Here is a 22,163-nt window from a genome sequence, read left to right as displayed (position 1 = left end):
CGGTGCTGCCCGGCCGACCGACGGCCCCGGAACGGCTCACTGCTCGTCGACGGGTTCCAGGACGAAGACCGGGATCTCGCGGTCGGTCTTCTTCTGGTACTCGGCGTAGTCGGGGAACGCCGCCACGGCGCGCTCCCACCACAGCGCCTTCTCCTCGCCCGTGACCTCACGGGCCGTCATGTCCTTGCGCACGGTGCCGTCCCGCAGCTCCACGTGCGGGTGGGCGAGGGCGTTGTAGTACCAGACGGGGTGCTTGGGCGCGCCGCCGAGCGAGGCGACGGCGGCGTAGCGGCCCTCGTGCTCCACCCGCATCAGCGGCGTCTTGCGCAGCTTGCCGGTCCTGGCCCCACGCGTGGTGAGCAGGATGACGGGCCGGCCCTTCAGGGTCATCCCCTCGGTCCCGCCAGAGCTCTCGATCTGCTCGACCTGCTTACGCACCCACTCCATCGCGTTCGGTGCGTACTCACCTTCGAGCGGCATGTCACCCATCCCATCGTCGTGTCCCGTCTCGCCACAGGACACTACTCCCCGCACCGCCGCCTGTGGAGTACGAACCGGGGCGGCATGGCGGACGGACGGAACGCCCCGCCCGAAGGGCCGCAGGCCGGGGCGGCCGGCTGGAGTACACCACGATGCGAGACGGCTCCAGGAGCAGCCCCGCCCGTGGAGGCTCAGCGGTGAGCGGTGTCCCGCCCCGCCCCGCTCCCACGGTGAACGGCCATGAGGACGATGAGCAGGGCGAGGGCGGCCGGGACCGCGGCGGCGACCGGCACCAGGCCCGTTCCCACGGCCACGGCTCCGCCGCCGAGCGCCCCTCCCGAGGCGGCCCCGACGTGGACCGAGGCGCTCTGGACGGCCATCGCCTGTGTGGCGGCCCGCTCCCCCACCCGGTCGAGCATCAGCGCCTGGAGGACGGGGGGCACCGCCCACGCGGCGGCCGACCAGCACACCAGCAGGACGGCGACCACCGCCACCGTGACCGGCCTCAGCAGCCACAGCAGTGCCAAGGCCGACATCGTCGCGCAGAAGGCGCTGAGCGTGTGTTCCAAAGCCCGTACCGGGCCGAGCCGGTCAACGAGGCGGCCGGCCGTCCGGGTCCCCAGCAGGCCGCCCGCACCGGAACAGACCAGGAGCAGAGCGAGCACGCGCGGGGTGACCCCGGCCAACGCGGCCAGGACAGGTGCCACATAGGTCTGGAAGGCCAGGTTGCCCGCCACCGCCAGAACGGTGACCGCCAGCAGGACGGCGACGGGCCCCTGGGCCAGGGGCCGCAGCACGTCGGCGGGTGCGACGCCTTCCCTAGCGGGGCCTCGGGAGGCAAACGTCCGGGCGATGAGGGCCAGGGCCGACGCGCCGAGGACACCGCAGAGCAGGAAGGCCCCCTCCCAGCCCAGCACCGCGCCGGCCCAGGTACCCGCGGGCACGCCGAGCAGGACGGCGCAGGTGAGGCCGGTCATCACGGTGGCGAGGTAGCGCCCCCGGCAGCCGGGCGGCGCCTGGTTCGCGGCCGTGGCCAGCGCGGCGGGCATCACCACGGCGGCGGCCAGGGCGGCGGCCACGCGCAGCGCGACGAGCTGGGTCCAGCCGTCGGCGGCCGGGACCGCCAGGTTGGCGGCCGTGAACACCGCGAGGGCGAGGATCAGGGCCCGTCGCGCGGACACGCGGGACAGCAGGAGCGCCCAGATCGGTGCGGACAGGGCGTAGGTCAGCGAGTACACGGTGACCAGCTGGCCCGCGGCGGCCTCCGAGACACGCAGGTCGGCGGCGAGCCCGGGCAGCACGCCCAGGATGACGAAGTCGTCGGTCTGGACGGCGAGGGCGGCCAGGGCCAGGGCGGACAGCCAGATCGGACGGCGCATGAGAGTTAAGGTAACACTTGTTACCCTTATTGACCGTGCCAGGGTGGGGGCGGAGGTGGTGTTGTGCCTAGACCAGCCGATCCCGAGCGGCGCCGCGCGGTCGTCGACGCCGTCATAGACCAGCTGGCCCGCACCGGCGTGTCCGGTTTCACGATGCGCGGTGTCGCCCAAGGCCTCGGCCGGAGCACGCGCGTGCTCACCCACCACTTCGCGGACAGGGAGGCCTTGGTCACGGCGGTGCTGGAACGGTTGGACGAGCGCCAGCACGCGGCGCTGCGGGCCACGCCGGGCTGGGACGATCCGTCGGTGCCGGTCAGCGCGATCGTCCGCGACTCCTGGCGGCGCCATCTGGGGCCGGAGCTGGAGATGACGCGTCTGCTGCTGGAGATCGAGGGCCTGACCGCGGGCGGGCGCCTGAGCACACGCGCCGGCTTCGCACGCGGGCGCGCCGAGTTCGTCGCCCGGTGCCTGCGCCTGCGCGGGGTCCCCGGCGAGGAGGCCCTGACCCGGGCGACCCTGCTCAACGCGGCCTACTCCGGCCTGGAGGCCGACTACCTCACCACGGGCGACCGTGAGCGGGTCGAGGCCGCACTGGACGCGCTGTGCGCCTGGCTCGACTCCCCCTCGCTCAGTCCCGGACCCTGACGCGGTCGAAGACGTTGGTGAGCCCGTCCAGGAAGGCCGACAGCGCCAGCTCGAAGCTCGCGTCGTCGATCTCGGTGGCGTGCTCGGGCAGGCGGTGGGCCTGCGACAGGTTGGGATAGCGGTCCCGGTAGACGCGCACGTCGTCGTCGAAGCCGCGCGCGAAGGAGTTGGTGGCGGCCCCCACGACCAGGTACTTGGTGGAGGCGCCGATCATCGTGGCGTAGCGGGGCGGCCATCCGGCGCCCACCAGGCCGCCGTGCACGGCGTCGGCGCGGCGCAGCGCCTCCTCGCGGCGCCCGGGCCCGGAGGAGACCACCGGCAGCAGGTGGGGGTGCTCGGTGAGGGCGTCGCGGTAGGACCGGGCCCAGACGGTGAGCCCCTCGCGCCAGTCGCCGCCCTCGAACCCCGAGACGTCGATGTGCGAGGTGACCTCGTTGGCGACGTCGGTGAGCAGCTCCTCCTTGGTGCGGTAGTGGCTGTAGAGGGAGGCCGCCTGGACGTCGAGTTCCTGGGCGAGCTTGCGCATGGACAGTCCGTCCAGCCCGGCCCGGTCGATGAGCGCGAGCGCGGATTGGCGGATGGCCGGTTTGCTCAGGATCGGCGTCTTGGGTCGGGCCACGGAAGGATCCCCTTCTCCACTGCGGCGGACGGCCGGTCCCTCCGGCGTCCGGCCTGATCATCGCACGTCGGTGCGCCGTGCGCGGCCTCCTGGCGGCCTTCGCGCGCACGTCCCCGCCCGCGCCCCGGGCGTCTCGCCGGCCCGCGCGGCCTCGCCCGCGCCCGCTCCCACCTGCTCGGAACCCCGCTCTTGCACGCACCGCCCCGAACACCGTACCCTCAACTAACCGAACACTGTTAGGTTACTGGGGAGGCAGCCGTGATCGATTTCTCACTGAGCGAAGAGCAGCGCGCCGTCCGCGACTGGGTGCGGACCTTCGTCGAGCGGGAACTGATGCCGCTGGAGAACGAGGTGCTGCGCCGCGAGCGCGAGGGGCACCCGCCCGGGCTCAACACCGAGGAGCGCACCCGCCTGCGCGAGCTGGCCCGCAAGTCCGACTTCTGGGGTGTGGAGACCCCCGTGGAGTACGGCGGCATGGGCCTGGACCCGGTCACCGCCGCGATCATCGAGATCGAGCTGGGCAGGACCTTCCTGACCTTCAAGTTCGGCGGCGAGGCCGACAACATCCTCTACTACGCGAACGAGGAGCAGAAGGAGCGCTACCTCCTGCCCACCATCGCCGGTGAGCGCCGCTCCTGCTTCGCCATCACCGAGCCCGGCGCGGGCTCCGACGCCAAGGCCATCCGCACCCGCGCGGTCCGCGACGGCGACGAGTGGGTCATCAACGGCGAGAAGACCTTCATCACCGGCGGCAACGAGGCCGACTTCACCATGGTCTTCGCCGTCACCGACCCCGAGAAGGGCGCCAACGGGGGCGTGACCTGCTTCCTGGTCGACCGCGAGGCCGGCTGGACCTCCGAGCCCATCGACACCATGGGCGAGCGCCGCCCCGCAGCCCTGGTCTTCCAGGACGTGCGCGTACCGCACGAGAACATCCTGGGCGAGGAGGGGCGCGGCTTCGAGCTGGCCATGAAGTGGATCGGCAAGGGCCGCTACCTGCTGCCCGCCCGCGCGCTCGGCGGCTGCGAGCGCCTGCTGGACATGGCGATCGAGTACTCCCGCACGCGCGAGACCTTCGGCGCGCCCATCGCCGACCGGCAGGCCATCCAGTGGATGATCGCCGACTCCCAGACCGAGATCGAGGCGCTGCGCCTGCTGGTGCTGCACGCCGCCTGGCAGGTGTCGGCGGGCAAGGACTCGCGGCACGCGCAGTCCATCGCCAAGCTCTTCGGCGGTGTGAAGGCCAACGAGATCGTCGACCGCGTCATGCAGATCCACGGCGGCATGGGCTACACCCGTGAGCTGCCCATCGAGCGCTTCTACCGCGACGTGCGGCTGCTGCGCATCTTCGAGGGCACGGACGAGATCCAGCGCCGCACGATCGCCCGCGACCTGCTCAAGGGCCACGTGAAGGTGGGCGCAACCTTGGGCTAGGAGCGGGGGAAGGGGCCCGTCCGCACGTGGGAGCGCGGCACGGGCCCCTTCGTGTGCCCGGCCCTTCCGTCCGGCCGTCCGCGTGTCCGAACGGCCGGGCAGAGGGCCCGTCGGCGGAGGCCGGCGGAGGCTTCCTAGCGCACGCCGACCAGGTCGCAGACGAAGATCAGGGTCTCGTTCGGCTTGATGGCGCCGGGGGCGCCCCGCTCGCCGTAGGCCAGGTGCGGCGGGATGACCAGCTTGCGGCGGCCGCCCACGCGCATGCCCATGACGCCCTGGTCCCAGCCCGGGATGACCTGGCCGGCTCCGAGGCGGAAGCTCAGCGGGGCGCCGCGGTTCCAGCTGGCGTCGAACTCCTCGCCGCTGGAGAAGGCCACACCGACGTAGTGGACGTCGACGGTGCTGCCGTGGCCGGCCTGCGCGCCCTCGCCGATCTCGATGTCGGTGGCCTCCAGGTCGGCGGGCGGCGGTCCCTCGATGAAGTCGATCTCCGGACGCTCAAGCGCCATGGTGGTACCCCTTGTGTCGTCTATGGGAACAGAGGGGCCCAGGGTATCGGCGCGCCGGGGTGCCCGGTGCTGCCCGACGCGGCGCGGGTCCGGGCCGCCACTCAGCGGTCCCCGACGGTCGCGGCGACGACGTGCCCGTGCCCCTCGACCTTGATCGGCCCGCTGTCGGCCTGCACGAACACCGACTCGCCGCGCTGCAGGGTCAGTCCCTGGCCGACCTCGGCGACCAGCTCCACCTGCCCGTGCAGGACGAGCACGACGGTCGGCCCCTCCCCCGGCAGGTGGGCGGTGATACGGCCCGGGCCGATCTCGTGCAGCGCGAACTCGGGCGCGGCCGGACGGAACTCGCGGCGCCCCTCCAGGTGGTCGGGCCGGGCGTAGGGGATGGGCAGCACCGAGAAGTCGACCACGTCCAGCAGCTCGGGCGCGTCCACGTGCTTGCGGGTCAGCCCGGCGCGCAGCACGTTGTCGGAGCTGGCCATCACCTCGACCGCGGTGCCCTGGAGGTAGGCGTGCATGTTGCCCGCGGGCAGGAACAGGGCCTGTCCCGGCCACAGGGTGACCCGGTTGAGCAGCAGGGCGGCGACCGCGCCCGGGTCGCCCGGGTAGCGGTCGGCCAGGTCCGGGACGATGCCGCCGTGGGGGCCGTGCCCGCCGGAGGCCGACCACTCGCGCACGAACTCGCCGATCAGCCGTCCGCGGTCCTCCTCGGGGAGGGTGAGCAGGCGGGTCAGGGCGGCGCGCAGGGCGTCGTGGGTGTCGGGCAGGGCCAGGTCGGCGCGCAGCGAGGCGGCCAGTTCGCAGGTGAGTCCGCCCAGGTCGGCGCGGGCGGCGGAGGGCTCGCGGAAGCCGCACAGCGCCTCGAAGGGCTCCAGGGCGAGGAGGAGTTCGGGCTTGTGGTGGGGGTCGCGGTAGTTGCGGTGGGGGGCGTCGAGGGGGATGCCCGCGCGCTCCTCGGCCTCGAACCCGGTTCGGGCGCGGGCGGCGTCGGGGTGCACCTGGAGGGACAGGGGCTCCTCGGCGGCCAGGACCTTGAGCAGGAAGGGCAGCCGTCCGCCGAAGCGCTCGGCGGTGCGCGGCCCCAGCACGCGGTGGGGGTTGTCGGCGATGAGGCCGGGCAGGGGGCGCGGGCCGTCCTCGCAGTGCGCCGTGCTCGGCGCGCCGTGGTGGGCGCCCAGCCAGAGCTCGGCCTGGGGTGTGCCGTCGGGGTCGGTGCCCAGCAGCCGTGGGATGGCCGTGCGAGCTCCCCAGGCGTAAGGTCTGACCTGGTTGGTGAGCCTGTGCATCCGCCCCCCGCTTTCCCGTCTGCGTGTCCTCACCCCGTGGACGCCTCCGCGAGGTGGCAACAGTCTCGCGAAGGGAGCCGGTCGGGGTCGATACGGCGCGCCCCACTCGTGGCGGTAGTGCACACTTCACCTCGCGGGGTGGGCGGGCACCCTACGAGCGCGGGGCCCGACTGCGGCAACGAAGTTACCGGGAAGTAAATCACGATCCGGGACACGGGAACAGCACCGCATGATCACCTTCCCGGGACGCGGACGCCGGTGGGGGCGCCGACGGACTTCCCCTGCTGTGTTCATTCCCCCAGGGGCGGGGCGGACACATGGGAGCGGCGCCGAGCGGGCCGCCGAGCGGCTAACGTGTACTGGTTGTGCTTGTTCCCCCGACATGTGAGGCGGACACATGAGGCTGCGCCAGGGTGTACCGGAGGACCTGTCGGCGGTGCTGGAGACGTTCGACTCCACCGTGGCCTGGCTGGCCGCGCACGGCCGCTCCGGCCAGTGGGGCGACCAGCCCTGGTCACGCGACCCGGCCCGGATCGCCCTGGTGGAGGAGCTGGTCTCCGAGGAGCTGTGGGTGGCCGAGATCGGAGACGACGCGGCCGGGTTCCTCAGCTTCACCGAACGGGCTCCCGAGTACGTTCCCCCGGTGGCCGAACGCGAGATCTACATCCGCCTGCTGCTGGTCTCCCGCGCCTACACCGGGCGCAACGTGGGCGGCACGCTGCTCGCGCTCGCCCGCAGGCAGGCGCGCGAGCGCGGCGTCAAGCTGCTGCGCGTGGACTGCTGGGCGGGCGGCGACGGAGCCCTCGTGCGCTACTACGAGAGGCAGGGCTTCACCCCGGTGGAGCGGGTCCCCTCCGGGGCCAAGGAGGTCCAGGTGTTCAGGCAGAGGGTCTGAGCCCGGGCCGGGGCGGCCGCCTCAGCGCTCGCGGCGCACCTTGTCGGACTCCTCGGCCAGACGGTCGATCATCCGCCGGGTCAGCTCCGGGTCGGGCTGGGGCAGCCCGGCGATCGCCGACATGTACAGCCCGTCGCCCGCACGCAGGATGATCTCGGCCAGGACGGGGTCGTCGATCTCGGCGCGCAGCAGCTCGCCCCAGCGGCTGAAGAGGTCCTGGACCCTGCGGGTGGCCTCCTCGGGCAGGTCCTCCTGGCCGCGCAGGGCCGCGATGACCGCCCAGTACAGCTCGCGCTCCTGCGGGCTGCGCGGCAGCGAGGTGCGCAGGAAGACGCGGACCACGCCCTCCCCTCCCTCCACGGCCTCGCGGAACTCCTCCTCCGCCAGCGCGCTCAGACGCTCGATGAGCCCCGTGAGCATCGCGGCCTTGGACGGGAAGTGGTACAGCAGCCCGCCCTTGGACACCGAGGCGTCACGGGCCACGGCCTCCAGGGTCACCCCCGAGTACCCCTCGTTGACGAGGATGGCCTGGAGGGAGTCGAGGATGCGGTCGCGGGTGTTCGAGGTGTTCACGATTGACACTGTACCGTCTGGACGGTACTGTACCGTCCGGACGGTCGAAGAGTCCCGGAGTACGTCCTCCGGTCGACCAGACTTCCCGTCCCCGCCCGCCCGGCCGTTCGCCTCTTCGCCTCCCGCCGGGCCGCGGTCGCGCCCCTACGATCCGAGCGGCGCGCCACCAGCGATCACGTAACGAGGAAAGATGAGTTCCGCCAAGGCCGGAAACGGCACCACTGGCGTGCACGGCCGCGACGGCGCGGCACCCGCCCTCGCGGGTCCGCGCGAATGGGCCGCACTGGCCGTCCTGGTCCTACCGGTGGTCCTGATCTCGGTCGACTCGACCGTGCTCGGGTTCGCCGTCCCCGAACTGAGCGAGCAGCTGCGCCCCACGTCGGGCCAGCTGCTGTGGATCGTCGACGTCTACGGCTTCGTCCTGGCCGGGCTGCTGGTCACCATGGGGTCGCTGGGCGACCGCATCGGCCGGCGGCGCCTGCTCATGATCGGCTCGGCCGCCTTCGGCGCGGCCTCCCTGCTGGCCGCCCTCTCCCCCACGGCCGGGGTGCTGGTCCTGGCCCGCGCCCTGCTCGGGATGGCGGGCGCGTCACTGATGCCCTCCACCCTGTCGCTGCTGCGCAACACCTTCCTGGACCCGCGCCAGCGGCTGCTGGCCATCGCCGTGTGGGGGTCCGGTTTCTCCGGCGGCGCGGCGCTCGGCCCGATCCTGGGCGGCTGGCTGCTGGAGCACTTCTCCTGGGGGTCGGTCTTCCTGATCAACCTGCCCGTGATGGCGCTGATCCTGGTGCTGGCCCCGCTGCTGGTGCGCGAGTCGCGCAACCCCGAGCCGGGCCGCCTGGACCCGCTGAGCGTGGTGCTGTCGATGGCCGCGATGCTGCCCGCCGTGTACGGGGTCAAGAAGCTGGCCACCGAGGGCTGGGACGTCGTCGCGGTGGTGTCCCTGGCGGTCGGTCTGGCCCTGGGCTACGCGTTCGTCGTGCGCCAGCGGGGGCTCGACGACCCGCTGATCGACGTGGGCCTGTTCCGGTACCGGGTGTTCGGCGTGGCCGTGGCCACCAACCTGATGATCGTGTTCTCGCTGGTCTCGTCGCTGTTCTTCCTGACGCAGTACCTGCAGCTGGTGCTGGGCGTCTCCCCGATGCGCGCCGGGTTCGTGCTGGTCCCGGGCCTGGTGATGTCGGTGCTGGCGAGCCTGGTCGCGGTGCGGCTGTCGCGCCGCCTGAGCCTGGCCACGGTGATCGGCGGGGCCCTGCTGGTGACCGCGACGGGGTTCGCGGTGCTGGTGTTCGCGCCGCAGGGCGGCGTGGTCACCGGCGTGGCGCTCGTGGCGGTGGGTTTCGCCCTGATCGCCACGGGTTCCGGGTTCGCCGAGACGCTGACCAACGGCGCGATCATGTCCGCGTCCCCGCCGCAGCGCGCGGGCGCGGCCTCGGCGATCTCCGAGACCGCCTACGAGCTGGGCGCCGCGCTCGGCGTCGCGGTGCTGGGCAGCGTGCTGACCGCGTCCTACCGGGCGAACCTGGACGCGGTGGAGGGCGTGCCCCCGGGTGCCGTGGACGCCGCGCGGGAGACGCTGGGCGGTGCCGCGAACACCGCCGCCGACCTGGGCGGCGGAGCGGGCGAGGCCCTCATGGGCGCGGCGCGCACGGCGTTCACCGACGGGATGCACCTGACCAGCGCCATCGCCGTGATGATCGTCCTGTACGCCGCCGCGCAGGCCTGGGTGCTGCTGCGCGGCCGGGGCAACCCGGCGGTGGATCCGACGCCCGCCGAAGACGCCGGGGACTCCGTCGAGGCGGTCTCGGAGGAGTCCTCCGGGGAGACCGGTGGGACCAAGGGGACCGGTGAGACCGGTGGGCCTGTCGGGGGATCCGGAGAACCCGGAGAGTCCGGAGAGCCCGGGGAGTCCGGGGGCTTCGAGGAGTCCGCGACGTCCCCGGGCGCGCGGACCGCTGGGCGGGACGAGCGGTAGAACGGCGTGACGCGGCCCCGGAGGGAGTGGCCCCTCCGGGGCCGACGCGTGTCCGGAGTGCTCCGGGCCGGCCGGGAGGGCCGGGAGGGCTGGGAGGACTGGGAGGGCCGAGGCCGCGGAGTGGTCGAGACGTCCGGGAAGGCCGGAGGCGTCCGGGCGCCGGAACGTCCTGGACGCCCGGGACCGGCCGCCCCGGGGGCGCTCAGGGAAGGCGGAGCAGGTCCGCCTCGGCGCCGCCCCAGTCCGGGGGCACCACCGCGTAGGCGTCGGCCAGGGCGGCACCGCGCAGGCTGCCCGGCCGGTCGTGGCCGACGGGGCGGGCGCGGTCGCCGTCCAGGCGGACCGGGACGAGCCTGGTGTCCCTGGGGTGGGCGCTCACCTGCCCCTCCAGGACGGCCGGGGGCAGCCCTCCGCAGGGGTCCGCGCGGCCGGCCATGGCGGCGAGCAGGGGGACCAGCAGGGTCACCGCCGCGACGAGCGCGGCTCCGGGGTTGCCCGGAAGGCCCACGAACACGGTCCGGTCGGTGTGCGCCAGCAGTTGCGGGTGGCCCGGACGGCAGGCGACGCCGTCCACGACGACGGAGGCGTCCAGCTCCGCCAGGACCGAGCGCAGGTGGTCGGCCGGTCCGCGGGAGGAGGACCCGCACACCGCGACCACGTCGCGGTCCGCGCCCGCCACGGCGCCGAGCAGCGGCCGCCGGTCGTCGCCCAGGTGCCGTACGTCCTCGACCCGGCCGCCCGCGCGGTCGACGATCCCGGGCAGCATCGGGCCGATGGCGTCACGCACGCTCCCGTCGCCGGGCAGGCCCGAGGTGGTGACCTCGTCCCCGGTGACCAGCACCGAGACCCGGGGCCGCAGCACGGGCAGGGTCTCGTGGCCCAGGCTGGCGGCCAGGCCCAGCGCCGCCGGACCGACCACCGCCCCGCGCGTGAGAACGGTCTCACCGGGGGCGGTCTCCTCCCCCGCCCAGCGCACGTGGCGGCCCTCCTCGACGGGTCCGTCCACCCTCCCGTCGCGGACGGCGGCCAGCTCGTAGGGCAGGACGGCCTCGGTGTCCTTGGGCACCCGGGCGCCCGTGGCGATCTCGACGGCCTCGCCGGGACGCAGGGCCGCGGCCGCCGGGGACGCTCCCGCCAGCTGCGTGCCGACCAGCCGCCAGGGTCCCCTGCCCGCCACGGCGAAACCGTCCATGGCCGAGGCGTCGAAGGCGGGCAGGCCCGCCAGGGCGCGCACGTCCGCGGCGAGGACCGCGCCCAGGGCGTCCGCGAGGGGGAGGTCGCGCGGGACGGGGCTCCTCCGCCCGCCCAGAAGCCCGGCGGCCTGCCGTGCCCGCGGCCACGGCAGGTGCGCGCCGTGTCCCCTCCCGCTCATACCGTCTCCCCTCGCCGCGCCGGTGTGCCCCCATTGTCCACCCGTCCGCCCCCCGGGCGCCTCGGACCGCTCCTCCCTGCGTCGATTTGCCGTATCCCGACTTTCCGCTAGAGTTCTTATCAGCAGCACGGCGGGCCCACGGGCCGCAGGCCGGGCAGCAAGCGGACGTGGCTCAGCTGGTAGAGCATCACCTTGCCAAGGTGAGGGTCGCGGGTTCGAATCCCGTCGTCCGCTCGGAGGAGACGCGAGGCGCCCAGGCGCTTCTCGTGTAACTCGGTGGAGTGGCCGAGAGGCGAGGCAGCGGCCTGCAAAGCCGTCTACACGGGTTCGAATCCCGTCTCCACCTCCATCGCTTCGCGCGGGCGGTTAGCTCAGTTGGTTAGAGCGCTACCTTGACACGGTAGAGGTCACAGGTTCGAATCCTGTATCGCCCACCACCTTTTCAGGCCAGAGCACACACTCTGGCCTGAGGCGTTTCTCGGGGCCTCCTCGCGCGGGAGGCAGCCGGGAGACCGCCTTCGAAGCGGGCTCCTCCAGGAGCCCGCTCTCGTCGTCTTCCGCCGTCGCGCTCTCGCCGGGGCGGCACCGCGGCGAAGAGCCGCCCCCGTTCCCGAACCGCACGGGCCGCCTCCGGGAGACGGGGGAGGAATCCGCGTACTCCCCATCCCGCGTTCATGTCCGCGCCCCTCGGTGTGTACCGCCCCTGGAGGGACCACCCGTCGTGGAGGATGTGCACGGCCCGAGCACCGGGCACACCGCTCGCCTCCCGGACGAGCCCTCACGCGAAGGGGTGCCCCGTGAACCTGTCCCGACCGAGGCCTTCGGGTCCTGTCCGCCCGGCGACCGTCCCCGTGGTCGCCGTACTGGTCGCGCCCCTGGCCCTGCTCGCGCCGCCGCCCCAGGTGGCGGCCGACGCCGTCCCGCCGGCGACCGGGATCACCGGGGCCGTGGAGGAGCGGATCGCCACCGGGGTGGACCTCGTGTCCGGCCCCGTCCCCGGCCCCGGGGGCGGCGGGGGACGGTTCGCCAGTCTCCTCACCGTCGACCTCACCGAGGAGATCGGGATCGAGTACGTCGACGGGGGCGGTCTCACCTCGCCCGCGACGGTCGCGGACATGGCGGCCGCCGCCGAGCCCCCGGAGGGTTCCACCCTCGTCGCCGCGGTCAACGGCGGCTACTTCGACATCGGCGCGACCCAGGCCCCCATGGGCGCCGGGATGCGCGACGGACGCGTGCTCACCTCGCCGGAGGCGGGGTTCGCCCACGCCGTGGTCATCGACGCCGACGGCACGGGCGGCGTGCGGCGGGTGGCCTTCGACGGGACCGTCTCCCTGCCCACCGGGGATCTCGACCTCGACGCCCTCAACGCCCCCACCGTCCCCGAGAACGGTGTCGGCCTGTACACGTCGGACTGGGGCGAGCACCCCCGCGAACACGTCGTGTACGAACCGGGGACCGGCCCCGGGGACACGGCCGCCGCCCCCGTCGCCGAGGCCGTCATCTCCGAGGGCACGGTCGAGCGGGTCAGCGACACCCCCGGCAGAGGCCCGATCGACGAGCACGACCAGGTCCTGGTGGCACGCGGCTCCGCGGCGGAGCGGATCGCCGCCCTGAGCGAGGGCGACCCGGTCGGCCTGGAACACACCCTCACCGCCGAAGGCACCGACCCCCGCGTCGTCCTGGGCGGGCGGCACGTGCTGGTCCGCGACGGCGAGCCCGTCCCCGTCGACGACGACTCCCGCGCGCCGCGTACCGCGATCGGCTTCTCCGAGGACGGTGGCGCCATGCACGTGGTGGCCGCGGACGGACGCAACCCCGCCACCGCCGGGTCCACGCTCGCGGAGGTCGCCGAACTGCTCGCCGCGTCCGGGGTCACCGAGGCGCTGGAGCTGGACGGCGGCGGATCCTCGACCCTGCTCGTCCGCGAACCCGGGGGTGCCCGTCCGGTGCTGCGCAACCGTGCCGGGGACCGGCTCCGGGAGGTCCCCGACGGCCTGGTGATCACGGCGCCCGAGGGGTCGGCCCAGGCCTCGGGCCTGTGGCTGCGGCCCGCGCTGGAACCCCGGCCCGAACACGGCTCTCCCACGCCGCCCCGGGAGGACCCCCGCCGTGTGTTCACCGGCATGCACCGTACCCTCGCCGCCACCGGGCACGACGAGGCCTTCGGGCCGTCCGGTCCCGGTGCGCCCGGTACCCCCGACGACCGCACCGACGAGCTCAGGCTGTCCGCACCCGCCGGGCACGGTGACGGCCCCCGGTTCGTCGCGGGAGGCCCCGGTCGGGTGACCGTCACGGGGCAGGCGGGTGCCGTCCGGGGCACCGTCGGCCTGGAGGTGCTGCCCGCCCCGGACGCGCTTCGTGCCACACCGGGACGCCTGGGGCTGGCCTCGTCCGAGGACACCGCCTCCTTCGTGCTCACCGGGGTCACCGAGGACGGGGAGCGGGCTCCCGTCGAACCGGTCGACGCCGAGGTCGGGGCCGTCCCCGACCTGGTCGAGGTCGTGGCCCACGACGACGGCCGCTTCGAGGTGCGGCCACGCGCCGCGAAAGGGACGGGCATCCTCGCGGTAACCGCCGGCGGAGTGAGCACCGAGGTCCCGTTCTCCGTCGGCGCGCGGACGGTCTCCGTGGCGGCCTTCGACGACGCGCAGGAGTGGACGGCACGGTCCGCACGCGGTGAGGCCCGGGCGCGCCCCGTGGCCGGGCGCGACGGACCCGGACTGGCGTTGGCGTACGACTTCACCCGCCACATCCGCACCCGGGCCGCCGCCGCCCACCCGCCCGGGCCGCTCGCCCTCGACCGCCAGGCCTTCGCGTTCACCGTGGGTGTGCGCGGCGACGGCAACGGTGCGCGCCTCATGCTCAGCCTCACCGACGACCACGGTGTCGGCCACTCCCTCAAGGGTCCCGCGGTCGACTGGGAGGGCTGGCGCGACGTGCGCCTCGAGGTGCCCGACGGTGTCGGACACCCGGTCACGGTCTCCCGTGTGTACCTGGTGGAGGACGACCCGGGCCGTGCCTACGCCGGCGAGGTGGTGCTCGACGGCCTCACCGCCGAGACCGCGACGGAGCCCTGCTCCGCCGGGTGAGCCCCGCCGGCGGAACGGGCGCGTTCGGGCACGGAGCCGACGGTCTCCTTCGAGGCCGCCCGCTTCCACGGCTCGGGTCCGGAACGGCGGCGGGGGCTCAGGAGGCTCCCCGCCGGCCGCCGGGGACACGGTCCGAAGGCTCGTCCCCGGCCGTTCCCCGGTCGTTTCAGGAAGGACGGTGTGTTCGGCTTCGGCACCCGACGTGCCCTGCTGAGCGTCTGCGTACGCTCCTGGCACTGGTGCGGAAGCCCCGTATGAGCAGCCCGTACGCACCGGTCAGGGTGGACGAGGGCCAGGCGTGGGGATGATCCGCGACCGCCTCGTGGGGTCGGCCACCGCGACGTCGGCCGCCAAGGGCGCACCGGAACCGACGATCAGCAGCGCCCAGGGCAGCAGACCGCCCTGACGACCGTGACGGGCATCGCTCAGCAGCGTCATGGAGGCGCCGACGATCATGCCGTCCACCGACGGCGGGAACAGGGCCGCCGCCGCTCCGGTCCGCCGTGGCGCAGGGCGGGTTCGGAGGTGTACTGACCTGAGAGGTCAGGAACGCGGGAGGCGGGAGGAGGAACACCGGCCCGGATGACCCCACCGCCGTCAGGCCGCCTGCTCTGCTTGGGCGCACCCGATCACGTGAGTACGAGGTCCCCGGGCGCGATCCCGTGTCACGGCAACGAGCGCGTGAGCCACACCACCTCGCCGCTGTCCTCCGTGGAGACGTGGTCCCGCTCGAACCCGAGCTTCTCAAGGACACGGAGGGACGGTGTGTTCCATGTGCCGACGGTCGACCAGAGCCTTCTCCGCCCGGTCGCCACAGCGGCGTCGAGCACCGCGCCGGCCGCCTCGGTGGCGTAGCCGCGCCCGTGCGCGCGCTGGAACAGCTCGTACGCGAGCTCGGGCTCCTCCACGGTGGAGCGGCCGATGACCAACCCGCAGTAGCCAATGAAGTCGCCTTCGTCGCGGCGCTGGATGGGCAGCAGGGCGATCCCCGTCGTCGCCGTCGCGGTGAGCTGCTTCGCGATGCCCGTCCGGATGTGCTCGACCGTGGGCGTGCCGCTGCCGCGTTCGGCGATGAGGGCGCGGAGCTCGGCGGCGTCCGACTCGGCCCACGGCCGCAGTACCAGCCGCTCGGTCTCAAGGTGGAACGGCATCGTCTCGTACGTAGGCATGCCCCCACTCTGCCCCACGGACCGCCACGAAGCACGGCTGGGGTAGTGGGCCCGTTCCTGAGCCGGGGTGCGGTGGAACCGTTCGGCCTCGCCGTTGGCCCGGGGCCGCCGAGGCCGGGCCCGGCGGGGGCCGGTGCCGGGTTCGCGGCGCGTGCGCCGCCGGGTGGCCTTGGCGTAGGCCCGAGCGTTGTCAGCCGGGGGATGGAGGTGTCGATGGGGCCGGGGTGGTCATGGGCGTCATGCTCCGCAGAGGTGGGGGAAGGGACCGCGGCCCCGGTGCCGTGCCCTGGGAGGTGGGGAGGCCGACGGCGAAGGCGACCGTGGTCCCGGCCGATGGTCAGGGGTGATCGTCGTGCCGCGGTCCTGGCAGGGCCGCCGTGTCGTTCAGGCGCGGTCGGACAGGGGCTCGGCGGGCGCCTCCTCCGCGGGCGGGGCGCCCGGCTCCGGCCGCGCGGCCCGCGGCAGCAGGGGCACCAGGAGCAGGGCGACCAGGAAGGCCCCCGCGTTGTACCAGAGGGTGGTCGCGGCGGCGTCGGAGAACGCCTGCCCGCGCGCCGCTCCCGTGGCGTCGCCGGTGGCGAGCCAGAAGAAGAGCATCCCCACCACGGCCACGCCCACGGCCGTGCCCAGCTGCATGACGGCGTTGGCCACGCCCGAACCCGCTCCCGCGCTGTCCTCACCGACGTCGGCCAGGACCACGCCGGCCAGGATGGGCACGCACATGCCCATGCCCAGGCCGGTGACGAGCACCGGCAGGGCGACCTGCCACCAGGTCGCCGCCGGGCCGATGGCGGACAGGACGCCGATCAGGGCGAGGACGCCGGCGAGCATGACCGCCAGGCCGATGCCGATGACCCGGCGCCCGTGGGTGGTGGCGTGGCGCTGGGCGACCCCGGACATCAGGGTGACGCCGACGGGCCAGCTGACGACGGCCACCGCGGTGAGCATGGGCGACCAGCCCTGGCCGAGCTGGAGATCGTAGGCCAGGACGAGGAAGAGCGACGCCAGGCCGGAGAAGAGCACGAACATGACGACGGACCCGGCCGTGAACGAGCGGTGGGCGAAGAGCGTCGGCGGCACCAGGGCGGAACCCGTGGTGCGGTCCCGGTGCCGCTGGTGCAGGGCGAACAGCAGCAGGAGGGGGACGGAGGCGGCGAGCGGGACGACCGTCCAGACGTCCCAGCCGCGTTCACGCCCCTGGATGAGCGGGAACATGAGTGCGAACATCGCCAGTCCGATGAGGACGATGCCGACCGGGTCGGGGCGGAGCGGGTCGGCCGCCCGGCTCTCGGGCATGAGCCACAGGGCGAGGGCGAGGGCGAGCACGCCGAGCGGGACGTTGACGTAGAAGATCGTCCGCCACCCCAGGCCGAACAGGTCCGCCTCGGTGAGGACCGCGCCCAGCAGCGGGCCGCTGACGTTGGCCAGGCTGAGCGTGATGCCGTAGAGGACGAAGGCCCTGGCCCGGTCGGCGTGGTCGAAGAGCACGACGATGATCGACATCACCTGGGGCACCATCAGGGCCGCGGTGGCGCCCTGGACGAGCCGCCCCGTGATGAGGACCTCGGCGGTCGGCGCCGCGCCGCACAGCACCGAGGCCAGGGTGAACCCGGCCATGCCGGTGACGAACATCCGCCTGCGGCCGAGGATGTCGCCCAACCGGCCGCCGGTGACGAGGGCCAGGGCGAAGGTCAGGGAGTAGCCCGCCAGGACCCACTGCGCCACCGCGTACTCGGCGCCGAGGCTGCTCTGCATCCGGGGCAGGACGATGTTGACGATCGTCGCGTCCGCGAGGTCCATGAACAGGGCGAGGAGGACCACCCCCAGGACGATCCACTTCCTGCGGGTCCGGTCCGGGGAGGGTGCGTGGACTTCCGGCATGGTGATCTCCGGTACGGGGATGTAGGGTCAGCGAAAGGACGCATGGAGAGATTCACCATAATAGTTTCTCTCTACTTCAGAGAGATTATGGGAGTGATGAGCACAGTGTCAACGCCCCAGGACGACGTCCGGGCCCTCTACGAGGAACTCCGTGTGGGAGCGTCCCTGGCGGTCCGGTTCCACTCGGCTCTCGCCGCACACGCCGGCGTCAACATCACCGACATCACCTGCCTCGGCGCCCTGGACAAGAACGGCCCGATGACCCCCGGCGAACTGGCCGAGCACACGGGACTGACCCGCGGCGGGGCCATCACCGCGGTCGTCGACCGCCTGGAGCGGGCGGGGTTCGTCCAGCGCCGCCGCGACTCGCGCGACCGCCGGAAGGTCATCGTGGAGCTGCTCCGCGACGGCGCGTACGCGCGGCTGGCCGAGGCCCTCGACTCACTGGGGCACGCCTACGCCGACGTCATCGGGGACCACACCGAGGAGGAGCGGGGCCTGCTCCTGGAGTTCAACCGGCGGGTCAACGCCAGGCTCCAGGAGCGGATCAGCGAACTCCAGGAGCGTGCGTGACCACGATGCTCCCCCGTGCGCGGACCCGCTGATCGGGCCTTGGGGAGGGCAGGGCCGGCCCTCCACGCGCGGGGCGGGACGGAACCGGGGCGAGCAGCCCGGACAGGAGGGGAGGCGCCTCCTCCACGGGCGGGGCGGTCGACGGGCCGAGGACGCCGCCGACCGCGGCAGGACGGTGGGGGACAGCGGTACCGGGGCTCCCGGGCCGGGGCTGTTCGCGAACACCCCGGAGGGCACTCGTCCCGGCCCGCCCCGGTAAGCGCGCCGGCCGGAACCCCTGAGGCGAAGCCGGTGACCACCACCCGCGGCTCCGGGGAGATCCGGGCGCAGCGCTTGCACCTGACACCGGTGCCAGTACCTACCGTGGCCCGCATGCACGGAAGACCAGTGAGCCGCAGGCCACCGCTCTGGCTGCTCGCCCTCCTCGCCACGGCGACCGACGAGTTCATCACCGCGGGGATCCTCCCCGCCGTCGCCTCGGACCTCGGGGTGTCCGTCGCCGCGGCCGGACCACTGGTCACGGTGAAGGTCGCTGAGGTACTACGAGCAGCAGGGGGCTCCTGCACTCGCGCAGGACCGGCAAGGACTGGCGCGAGTACGACGACGCCGCCGTCGCGCGGGTCCGCGCACTCCTCGACGCGGGCCTGACCCTCGCCGATCTGCGCCCCCGCCTCCTGTCTCGGGGAGGCTCTCGACCCGGAGTACCGCCACCGGGTCCTGGAGACCTACAACAGGCGCCTCACGGAGCCGGACCGCGGGATCTCCGACCTCTCCGGCCACCGCGAACGGCTCCCAGGGCGCATCGGAAACCGGTGGCCGGGCCCGTCTGCGGATCCGGTCCGGACGTCGTTTTGCCTTCCGCTGAGGTTGGTGCCACGGGGGCCGGGTAGGCGACCGGGGCCATCCGTACCAGCACAGAGACAGGAGACCGCCATGGCCGACATCAACCCCATCGAGCTGCAGAAGGCGCTCAAGGGAGCTGACTATCCCGCCGACCGCGACGACCTGGCGTCGCTGGCGAGGGACAACGGCGCGGACGGTGATCTGGTCGAGAGGATCTCGAACGCCAAGACGGAGCGGTTCGACGGTCCGGACGACGTGCAGAAGGCCGTGTTCGGCTGACGGACACCAGCGGCGTGGGCCGGGGGCGGACACCGTTCACGGGCCCGAGCCCGGAAGGGACCGCCCCGGATCGGGCTCGGGGGCACGTGCCGCCCCCGGCCCGGCCCCCTGCCCGTCCAGGTTCCGGCGGGCCGGGCCGCCGCCGTGCAGGCGCGTGTTCTCCTCCTGGAGTTCGATGATGCGGGCGACGCCGGTGAGGTTGACCCCCTGGTCGACGAGGTCGCTGATACGGCGCAGGAGCGCGATGTCGTTGTCGCTGTAGAGCCGGGTCCCCCCGTCGGTGCGGGCGGGTCTGAGCAGGCCGCGCTGCTCGTACAGCCGTAGTGACTGCGCCGAGATCCCGACGAGGTCGGCGGCCACGGAGATGGTGTAGAGAGCCCGGTCGGGGTCGGGGCGGGCGGCGCTCATCGGCGTGGTTCCTTCCCAGGACGGGGCAGCGTGCTGCCGAGGTGTTCCAGCGCGGCGCGCTGCCGGGGGGTCGGGCGCTGCGCTGGAACATCGATGGTGACGTCGAGGACCAGGGCGCCGGCGTCGCCCACGCGGGTGCGGGACGGTACACCCTGACCTGGAAGACGGATGATACTGCCCGGCGCGGTACCGGGTGCGACGGGCACGACGACCTCCCGGCCGTCCAGCGTGGTGATGGCGACCCGGGCGCCGAGGACGGCCTCCGCGTAGCTCAGCACGAGCGTGGTGCGCAGGTCCTCCCCCGACCTCCGGTAGAACGGGTGCTCCTCCACCAGCACGGTCACCACGAGGTCGCCGGGCGCGCCGCCGTGGGAGCCGGGCCGCCCGTGGCCGGGCACGCGCAGGCGGGAGCGGTGGGCGGTCCCGGCCGGGATGTCGACGTCCGTGGTGCGGCCGTCGTCGAGCGCGACGGTCACGGTGCCCCCGTAGACCGCCCGGGCCAGGTCCAGGCGGACCGGGATCGTGACGTCGGAGCCGCGGCGCGGCCGCTGTCCCCGCACCCGCACGGGGATCCGGACGCCCCCGCGGGACGGGGGGACGTGGCGGCCGGTGTCGTGTTCGACCCGTCGGCGGGGGTCCATGAGGGCCTCGTAGGCGTCGCGGACGCGGATGTAGGCGGCGTGGTCCCCGCCGGGGGAGTCCGGGTGGTGGCGCCGTGCCAGCGCGCGGAAGGCCCGGACGACCTGTTCCCTCGTGGCCCCGGCGCCCAGGCCCAGTACCGCGTGGGGGTCCTCCCGAGAGGGCATGTCTCCTCCTTCCCCCTTGGTGGTTTCCTCCTGCACTCAGAATGTTTGTTCTCCATCGGATGTGGTATAAAACTTGCGTCTGGTCGCATCAAGTTATCTCAGCGAGCAGGAGGTGTCATGATGCTGATGCGCACGGATCCGCTCCGTGAGTTCGACCGGATCGCCCAGCGCCTTCTCGACGGCTCCGTCCGCCCGGCCGCGATGCCGATGGACGCCTACCGCGACGACGGCTCCTTCGTGGTCCACTTCGATCTGCCCGGTGTGAGGGCCGACTCCATCGACCTGGAGATCGAGCGGAACGTGCTCACCGTCAGGGCCGAGCGCACCGGCGCGGCCGGGGAGGACCGGGAGACGGTCGTGGCCGAGCGGCCCTCGGGCCGCTTCTCCCGTCGGCTCTTCCTGGACGAGGCGCTGGACCTCGACAACATCACCGCGGATTACACCGACGGTGTCCTCACACTGCGCGTGCCTGTGGCCGAGCAGGCCCGGCCGCGCAAGATCAGCGTCGGCGGCGGCGAGGGCCGGGCCCGCCAGATCGACGCCTGATCCCGCCCCTTCCCGCAGGGGCCGGGGACGCGCCCCCCGGCCCCCGCCCCGCGCCGGGCCTCATCCGGACGTGCTCCCGCGGTCCTCCCCGTTCTTATCCGGACGTGCCCCCGCGGGCCTCCCCGTCCTTCTCGGCGCTCTCGTCGAACCTGGCGCGGCGCTCCCGCTCCCGCGCGCTGTAGGCGGCCTCGCGGACGGCCGCCTGGTCCTCGAAGCTGGAGCCGAGGGCCCCCGCCATGGTTCCCAGGGAGCTGGCCAGCCAGGCGATGGAGACGTAGCTGGCCAGCCCCGGGGGATGGCCGAGTGCCGCCTCCATGACGCTGCCGTCGATGACCACTAGGGCCTCCGTGAGCGTCACCCCGAGCAGCAGGGCGTACACGCACGCCACGCCGATCCCCACGGTGCAGACGGTGGAGACGTTGTACAGCACGGCCTCCTCCCGTTCCCGCCGCTCCTTGGGGCTCTCCCACAACCCGTTGTAGACGATGAGCCAGACCGTCATGGCCGACATCGCGAATACGCTGATCAGGGCCAGGCGCAAGGGGCTGAGGGCGTCGGCGATGGACCACATCGAGTTGTAGAACACGCCGAAGGAGCCCGTGGCGGCGGCCGCGGCGAACGCGCTGGAGAGGCTGGGCACGAGGCGCCACGGCCGGTTGCTGCGCACCATGCCCAGCAGCAGGCGCGCCCGTCCGCGCAGTCCGACCAGCACCAGGTGCTCGTCCATGTCGTACTCGGGTCCGACCGCGCGGACCGGGGAGACGAACTCGGTGATGCGGTGGCCCGGGCGCGCCGACTCCGGCCTCCTCGCCCGCCCGCGGCGCGGGTCCTCGGCGGTCAGCCGGTCGACGAGGTGCACGACCGCCTGCCACACGTGGGCGCGCATCCGTATCCACCCCGTGGCGGGAAGCGAGAGCATCGCCGACCTGTGCGTCTTGTTGAGGCTGAAGAGCAGCGGCTGGATCCCCACGCGCCGGGGCAGGTCCGTCAGGGCGACCACGTACTCCCAGTCCTCCTCCGCCAGCACGGTGCGGGCGATCGAGTTGAGGGGGATGTCGTCGCGCCCGTCGAGGGCGAGCGGTTCGACGCGCACGCCCACCCGCCACCGCACCGTGTCGTCGACCTGCTCGGAGAGCACGTCGGCCAGCTTGTCGGCCATCCGCTCCGCCATCTTGGCGGGCAGGCCGGGATCGGCGAGGAAGCCGACACGGATACCCCGGCCGTCCTCGGATCCGTCCTCCTCGTGCACCGCTACCACGTCCTGTTCCACCCGGTCGACCACGTCGCGGCGGGTGCGCCGGACGGCACGTCGCGTGCGGGCGCTCCCCACGCCCCCGTGTCCCTCCCGCGCCCGTCACCTCCCCGCACCGCCCGGAGCGGACCCCGGCCGCCCGAGCGCCCC

At 73.6% G+C, this 22,163-nt stretch carries 21 protein-coding genes and 3 tRNA genes; 11 read left to right on the top strand and 13 right to left on the bottom strand.

All coding sequences use genetic code 11. The annotated features are described in order from the left end of the window. Positions 1–36: 36 nt before the first annotated feature. Positions 37–480: a nitroreductase family deazaflavin-dependent oxidoreductase gene (locus tag A6A08_RS17775; protein ID WP_073703990.1), complete on the bottom strand. Its 444-nt coding sequence runs from the start codon at positions 478–480 to the stop codon at positions 37–39. 191 nt (positions 481–671) lie between these two features. Continuing rightward, positions 672–1,859, bottom strand: coding sequence for an MFS transporter (locus A6A08_RS17770; protein ID WP_073703734.1), 1,188 nt, complete (start codon positions 1,857–1,859; stop codon positions 672–674). A gap of 63 nt (positions 1,860–1,922) precedes the next feature. Here A6A08_RS17770 and A6A08_RS17765 point away from each other — a divergent pair, with 63 nt between their 5' ends. Further along, positions 1,923–2,504, top strand: a complete 582-nt coding sequence (locus tag A6A08_RS17765) for a TetR/AcrR family transcriptional regulator (RefSeq protein ID WP_073703733.1) — start codon at positions 1,923–1,925, stop codon at positions 2,502–2,504. On the opposite strand, the gene A6A08_RS17760 is transcribed toward A6A08_RS17765, so the two are convergent. Next, a complete protein-coding gene (locus A6A08_RS17760) occupies positions 2,488–3,123 on the bottom strand; it encodes a TetR/AcrR family transcriptional regulator (RefSeq protein WP_073703732.1) in 636 nt (211 codons plus the stop codon). The genes A6A08_RS17765 and A6A08_RS17760 overlap by 17 nt on opposite strands. 258 nt (positions 3,124–3,381) lie before the next feature. On the opposite strand from A6A08_RS17760, the gene A6A08_RS17755 reads away from it, so the two are divergent. Beyond that, the gene (locus tag A6A08_RS17755; protein WP_073703731.1) at positions 3,382–4,557 is read left to right on the top strand and encodes an acyl-CoA dehydrogenase family protein; all 1,176 of its coding nucleotides are present in this window, start codon (positions 3,382–3,384) and stop codon (positions 4,555–4,557) included. A 134-nt stretch (positions 4,558–4,691) separates the two neighbouring features. Here the strand turns inward: A6A08_RS17755 and A6A08_RS17750 are convergent, their stop codons facing one another. Both A6A08_RS17750 and manA read right to left on the bottom strand, forming a co-directional pair. Then, complete coding sequence (locus A6A08_RS17750) at positions 4,692–5,066, bottom strand: FKBP-type peptidyl-prolyl cis-trans isomerase (protein ID WP_073703730.1); 375 nt, start codon at positions 5,064–5,066, stop codon at positions 4,692–4,694. A 101-nt stretch (positions 5,067–5,167) separates the two neighbouring features. Beyond that, on the bottom strand, positions 5,168–6,352 hold the full coding sequence (manA, locus tag A6A08_RS17745; RefSeq protein ID WP_073703729.1) for a mannose-6-phosphate isomerase, class I: 1,185 nt from the start codon (positions 6,350–6,352) through the stop codon (positions 5,168–5,170). A 397-nt stretch (positions 6,353–6,749) separates the two neighbouring features. Here manA and A6A08_RS17740 point away from each other — a divergent pair, with 397 nt between their 5' ends. Next, on the top strand, positions 6,750–7,247 hold the full coding sequence (locus A6A08_RS17740) for a GNAT family N-acetyltransferase (protein WP_073703728.1): 498 nt from the start codon (positions 6,750–6,752) through the stop codon (positions 7,245–7,247). Positions 7,248–7,268: 21 nt separating this feature from the next. On the opposite strand, the gene A6A08_RS17735 is transcribed toward A6A08_RS17740, so the two are convergent. Continuing rightward, positions 7,269–7,820, bottom strand: a complete 552-nt coding sequence (locus tag A6A08_RS17735; RefSeq protein WP_073703727.1) for a TetR/AcrR family transcriptional regulator — start codon at positions 7,818–7,820, stop codon at positions 7,269–7,271. A gap of 190 nt (positions 7,821–8,010) precedes the next feature. Between A6A08_RS17735 and A6A08_RS17730 the strand changes: the two genes are divergently transcribed. Then, on the top strand, positions 8,011–9,795 hold the full coding sequence (locus A6A08_RS17730) for an MFS transporter (protein WP_083609169.1): 1,785 nt from the start codon (positions 8,011–8,013) through the stop codon (positions 9,793–9,795). 202 nt (positions 9,796–9,997) lie between these two features. Here A6A08_RS17730 and A6A08_RS17725 read toward each other — a convergent pair whose 3' ends face one another. After that, positions 9,998–11,167 carry a molybdopterin molybdotransferase MoeA gene (locus A6A08_RS17725; RefSeq protein ID WP_073703726.1) on the bottom strand — a complete coding sequence of 390 codons (1,170 nt, stop codon included), beginning with the start codon at positions 11,165–11,167 and terminating at the stop codon, positions 9,998–10,000. Positions 11,168–11,328: 161 nt separating this feature from the next. On the opposite strand from A6A08_RS17725, the gene A6A08_RS17720 reads away from it, so the two are divergent. The 4 genes from A6A08_RS17720 to A6A08_RS17705 all read left to right on the top strand — a co-directional run bounded on the left by A6A08_RS17720 (position 11,329) and on the right by A6A08_RS17705 (position 14,256). Then, positions 11,329–11,401 (top strand) — tRNA-Gly (locus A6A08_RS17720). Positions 11,402–11,442: 41 nt separating this feature from the next. Next, positions 11,443–11,516, top strand: a tRNA-Cys gene (locus tag A6A08_RS17715). An 11-nt stretch (positions 11,517–11,527) separates the two neighbouring features. After that, positions 11,528–11,604: transfer RNA gene (locus A6A08_RS17710), tRNA-Val, on the top strand. 414 nt (positions 11,605–12,018) lie between these two features. Beyond that, complete coding sequence (locus tag A6A08_RS17705; protein WP_073703725.1) at positions 12,019–14,256, top strand: phosphodiester glycosidase family protein; 2,238 nt, start codon at positions 12,019–12,021, stop codon at positions 14,254–14,256. A 276-nt stretch (positions 14,257–14,532) separates the two neighbouring features. Here the strand turns inward: A6A08_RS17705 and A6A08_RS29160 are convergent, their stop codons facing one another. The 3 genes from A6A08_RS29160 to A6A08_RS17690 all read right to left on the bottom strand — a co-directional run bounded on the left by A6A08_RS29160 (position 14,533) and on the right by A6A08_RS17690 (position 17,306). Then, positions 14,533–14,712: a hypothetical protein gene (locus tag A6A08_RS29160; RefSeq protein WP_274534050.1), complete on the bottom strand. Its 180-nt coding sequence runs from the start codon at positions 14,710–14,712 to the stop codon at positions 14,533–14,535. A gap of 209 nt (positions 14,713–14,921) precedes the next feature. Continuing rightward, positions 14,922–15,425 (bottom strand): GNAT family N-acetyltransferase, encoded by a 504-nt coding sequence (locus A6A08_RS17695; protein WP_073703989.1) that lies wholly within the window; start codon positions 15,423–15,425, stop codon positions 14,922–14,924. A gap of 384 nt (positions 15,426–15,809) precedes the next feature. Beyond that, positions 15,810–17,306: an MFS transporter gene (locus tag A6A08_RS17690; protein ID WP_073703724.1), complete on the bottom strand. Its 1,497-nt coding sequence runs from the start codon at positions 17,304–17,306 to the stop codon at positions 15,810–15,812. A 96-nt stretch (positions 17,307–17,402) separates the two neighbouring features. On the opposite strand from A6A08_RS17690, the gene A6A08_RS17685 reads away from it, so the two are divergent. After that, a complete protein-coding gene (locus A6A08_RS17685) occupies positions 17,403–17,879 on the top strand; it encodes a MarR family winged helix-turn-helix transcriptional regulator (protein ID WP_073703723.1) in 477 nt (158 codons plus the stop codon). A gap of 933 nt (positions 17,880–18,812) precedes the next feature. Then, positions 18,813–19,001 (top strand): DUF2795 domain-containing protein, encoded by a 189-nt coding sequence (locus tag A6A08_RS17675; RefSeq protein ID WP_073703722.1) that lies wholly within the window; start codon positions 18,813–18,815, stop codon positions 18,999–19,001. Positions 19,002–19,037: 36 nt separating this feature from the next. Here the strand turns inward: A6A08_RS17675 and A6A08_RS17670 are convergent, their stop codons facing one another. Both A6A08_RS17670 and A6A08_RS17665 read right to left on the bottom strand, forming a co-directional pair. After that, positions 19,038–19,409, bottom strand: coding sequence for a MerR family transcriptional regulator (locus A6A08_RS17670; RefSeq protein WP_073703721.1), 372 nt, complete (start codon positions 19,407–19,409; stop codon positions 19,038–19,040). After that, positions 19,406–20,215 (bottom strand): DnaJ C-terminal domain-containing protein, encoded by an 810-nt coding sequence (locus A6A08_RS17665; RefSeq protein WP_073703720.1) that lies wholly within the window; start codon positions 20,213–20,215, stop codon positions 19,406–19,408. The genes A6A08_RS17670 and A6A08_RS17665 overlap by 4 nt, the downstream gene beginning before the upstream one ends. A 117-nt stretch (positions 20,216–20,332) precedes the next feature. Between A6A08_RS17665 and A6A08_RS17660 the strand changes: the two genes are divergently transcribed. Further along, a complete protein-coding gene (locus A6A08_RS17660; RefSeq protein WP_073703719.1) occupies positions 20,333–20,761 on the top strand; it encodes an Hsp20/alpha crystallin family protein in 429 nt (142 codons plus the stop codon). A 94-nt stretch (positions 20,762–20,855) separates the two neighbouring features. On the opposite strand, the gene A6A08_RS17655 is transcribed toward A6A08_RS17660, so the two are convergent. Then, on the bottom strand, positions 20,856–22,091 hold the full coding sequence (locus tag A6A08_RS17655; RefSeq protein ID WP_083609168.1) for a hypothetical protein: 1,236 nt from the start codon (positions 22,089–22,091) through the stop codon (positions 20,856–20,858). Positions 22,092–22,163: the final 72 nt, after the last annotated feature.

The sequence above is a fragment of the Nocardiopsis sp. TSRI0078 genome, assembly GCF_001905145.1.
Classification (GTDB): domain Bacteria; phylum Actinomycetota; class Actinomycetes; order Streptosporangiales; family Streptosporangiaceae; genus Nocardiopsis.
Note: the sequence above shows the minus strand (reverse complement) of the source record. Positions and strands in the feature narration are given on the sequence as shown.

Excerpts from the sequence above, each read along its gene's own strand:
- A6A08_RS17775 (WP_073703990.1), bottom strand. The coding sequence starts at position 480 with ATGCCGCTCGAAGGTGAGTACGCACCGAACGCGATGGAGTGGGTGCGT.
- A6A08_RS17770 (WP_073703734.1), bottom strand. The coding sequence starts at position 1,859 with ATGCGCCGTCCGATCTGGCTGTCCGCCCTGGCCCTGGCCGCCCTCGCC.
- A6A08_RS17750 (WP_073703730.1), bottom strand. The coding sequence starts at position 5,066 with ATGGCGCTTGAGCGTCCGGAGATCGACTTCATCGAGGGACCGCCGCCC.
- manA (WP_073703729.1), bottom strand. The coding sequence starts at position 6,352 with ATGCACAGGCTCACCAACCAGGTCAGACCTTACGCCTGGGGAGCTCGC.
- A6A08_RS17740 (WP_073703728.1), top strand. The coding sequence starts at position 6,750 with ATGAGGCTGCGCCAGGGTGTACCGGAGGACCTGTCGGCGGTGCTGGAG.
- A6A08_RS17730 (WP_083609169.1), top strand. The coding sequence starts at position 8,011 with ATGAGTTCCGCCAAGGCCGGAAACGGCACCACTGGCGTGCACGGCCGC.
- A6A08_RS17725 (WP_073703726.1), bottom strand. The coding sequence starts at position 11,167 with ATGAGCGGGAGGGGACACGGCGCGCACCTGCCGTGGCCGCGGGCACGG.
- A6A08_RS29160 (WP_274534050.1), bottom strand. The coding sequence starts at position 14,712 with ATGATCGTCGGCGCCTCCATGACGCTGCTGAGCGATGCCCGTCACGGT.
- A6A08_RS17695 (WP_073703989.1), bottom strand. The coding sequence starts at position 15,425 with ATGCCTACGTACGAGACGATGCCGTTCCACCTTGAGACCGAGCGGCTG.
- A6A08_RS17690 (WP_073703724.1), bottom strand. The coding sequence starts at position 17,306 with ATGCCGGAAGTCCACGCACCCTCCCCGGACCGGACCCGCAGGAAGTGG.
- A6A08_RS17685 (WP_073703723.1), top strand. The coding sequence starts at position 17,403 with ATGAGCACAGTGTCAACGCCCCAGGACGACGTCCGGGCCCTCTACGAG.
- A6A08_RS17675 (WP_073703722.1), top strand. The coding sequence starts at position 18,813 with ATGGCCGACATCAACCCCATCGAGCTGCAGAAGGCGCTCAAGGGAGCT.
- A6A08_RS17670 (WP_073703721.1), bottom strand. The coding sequence starts at position 19,409 with ATGAGCGCCGCCCGCCCCGACCCCGACCGGGCTCTCTACACCATCTCC.
- A6A08_RS17665 (WP_073703720.1), bottom strand. The coding sequence starts at position 20,215 with ATGCCCTCTCGGGAGGACCCCCACGCGGTACTGGGCCTGGGCGCCGGG.
- A6A08_RS17660 (WP_073703719.1), top strand. The coding sequence starts at position 20,333 with ATGATGCTGATGCGCACGGATCCGCTCCGTGAGTTCGACCGGATCGCC.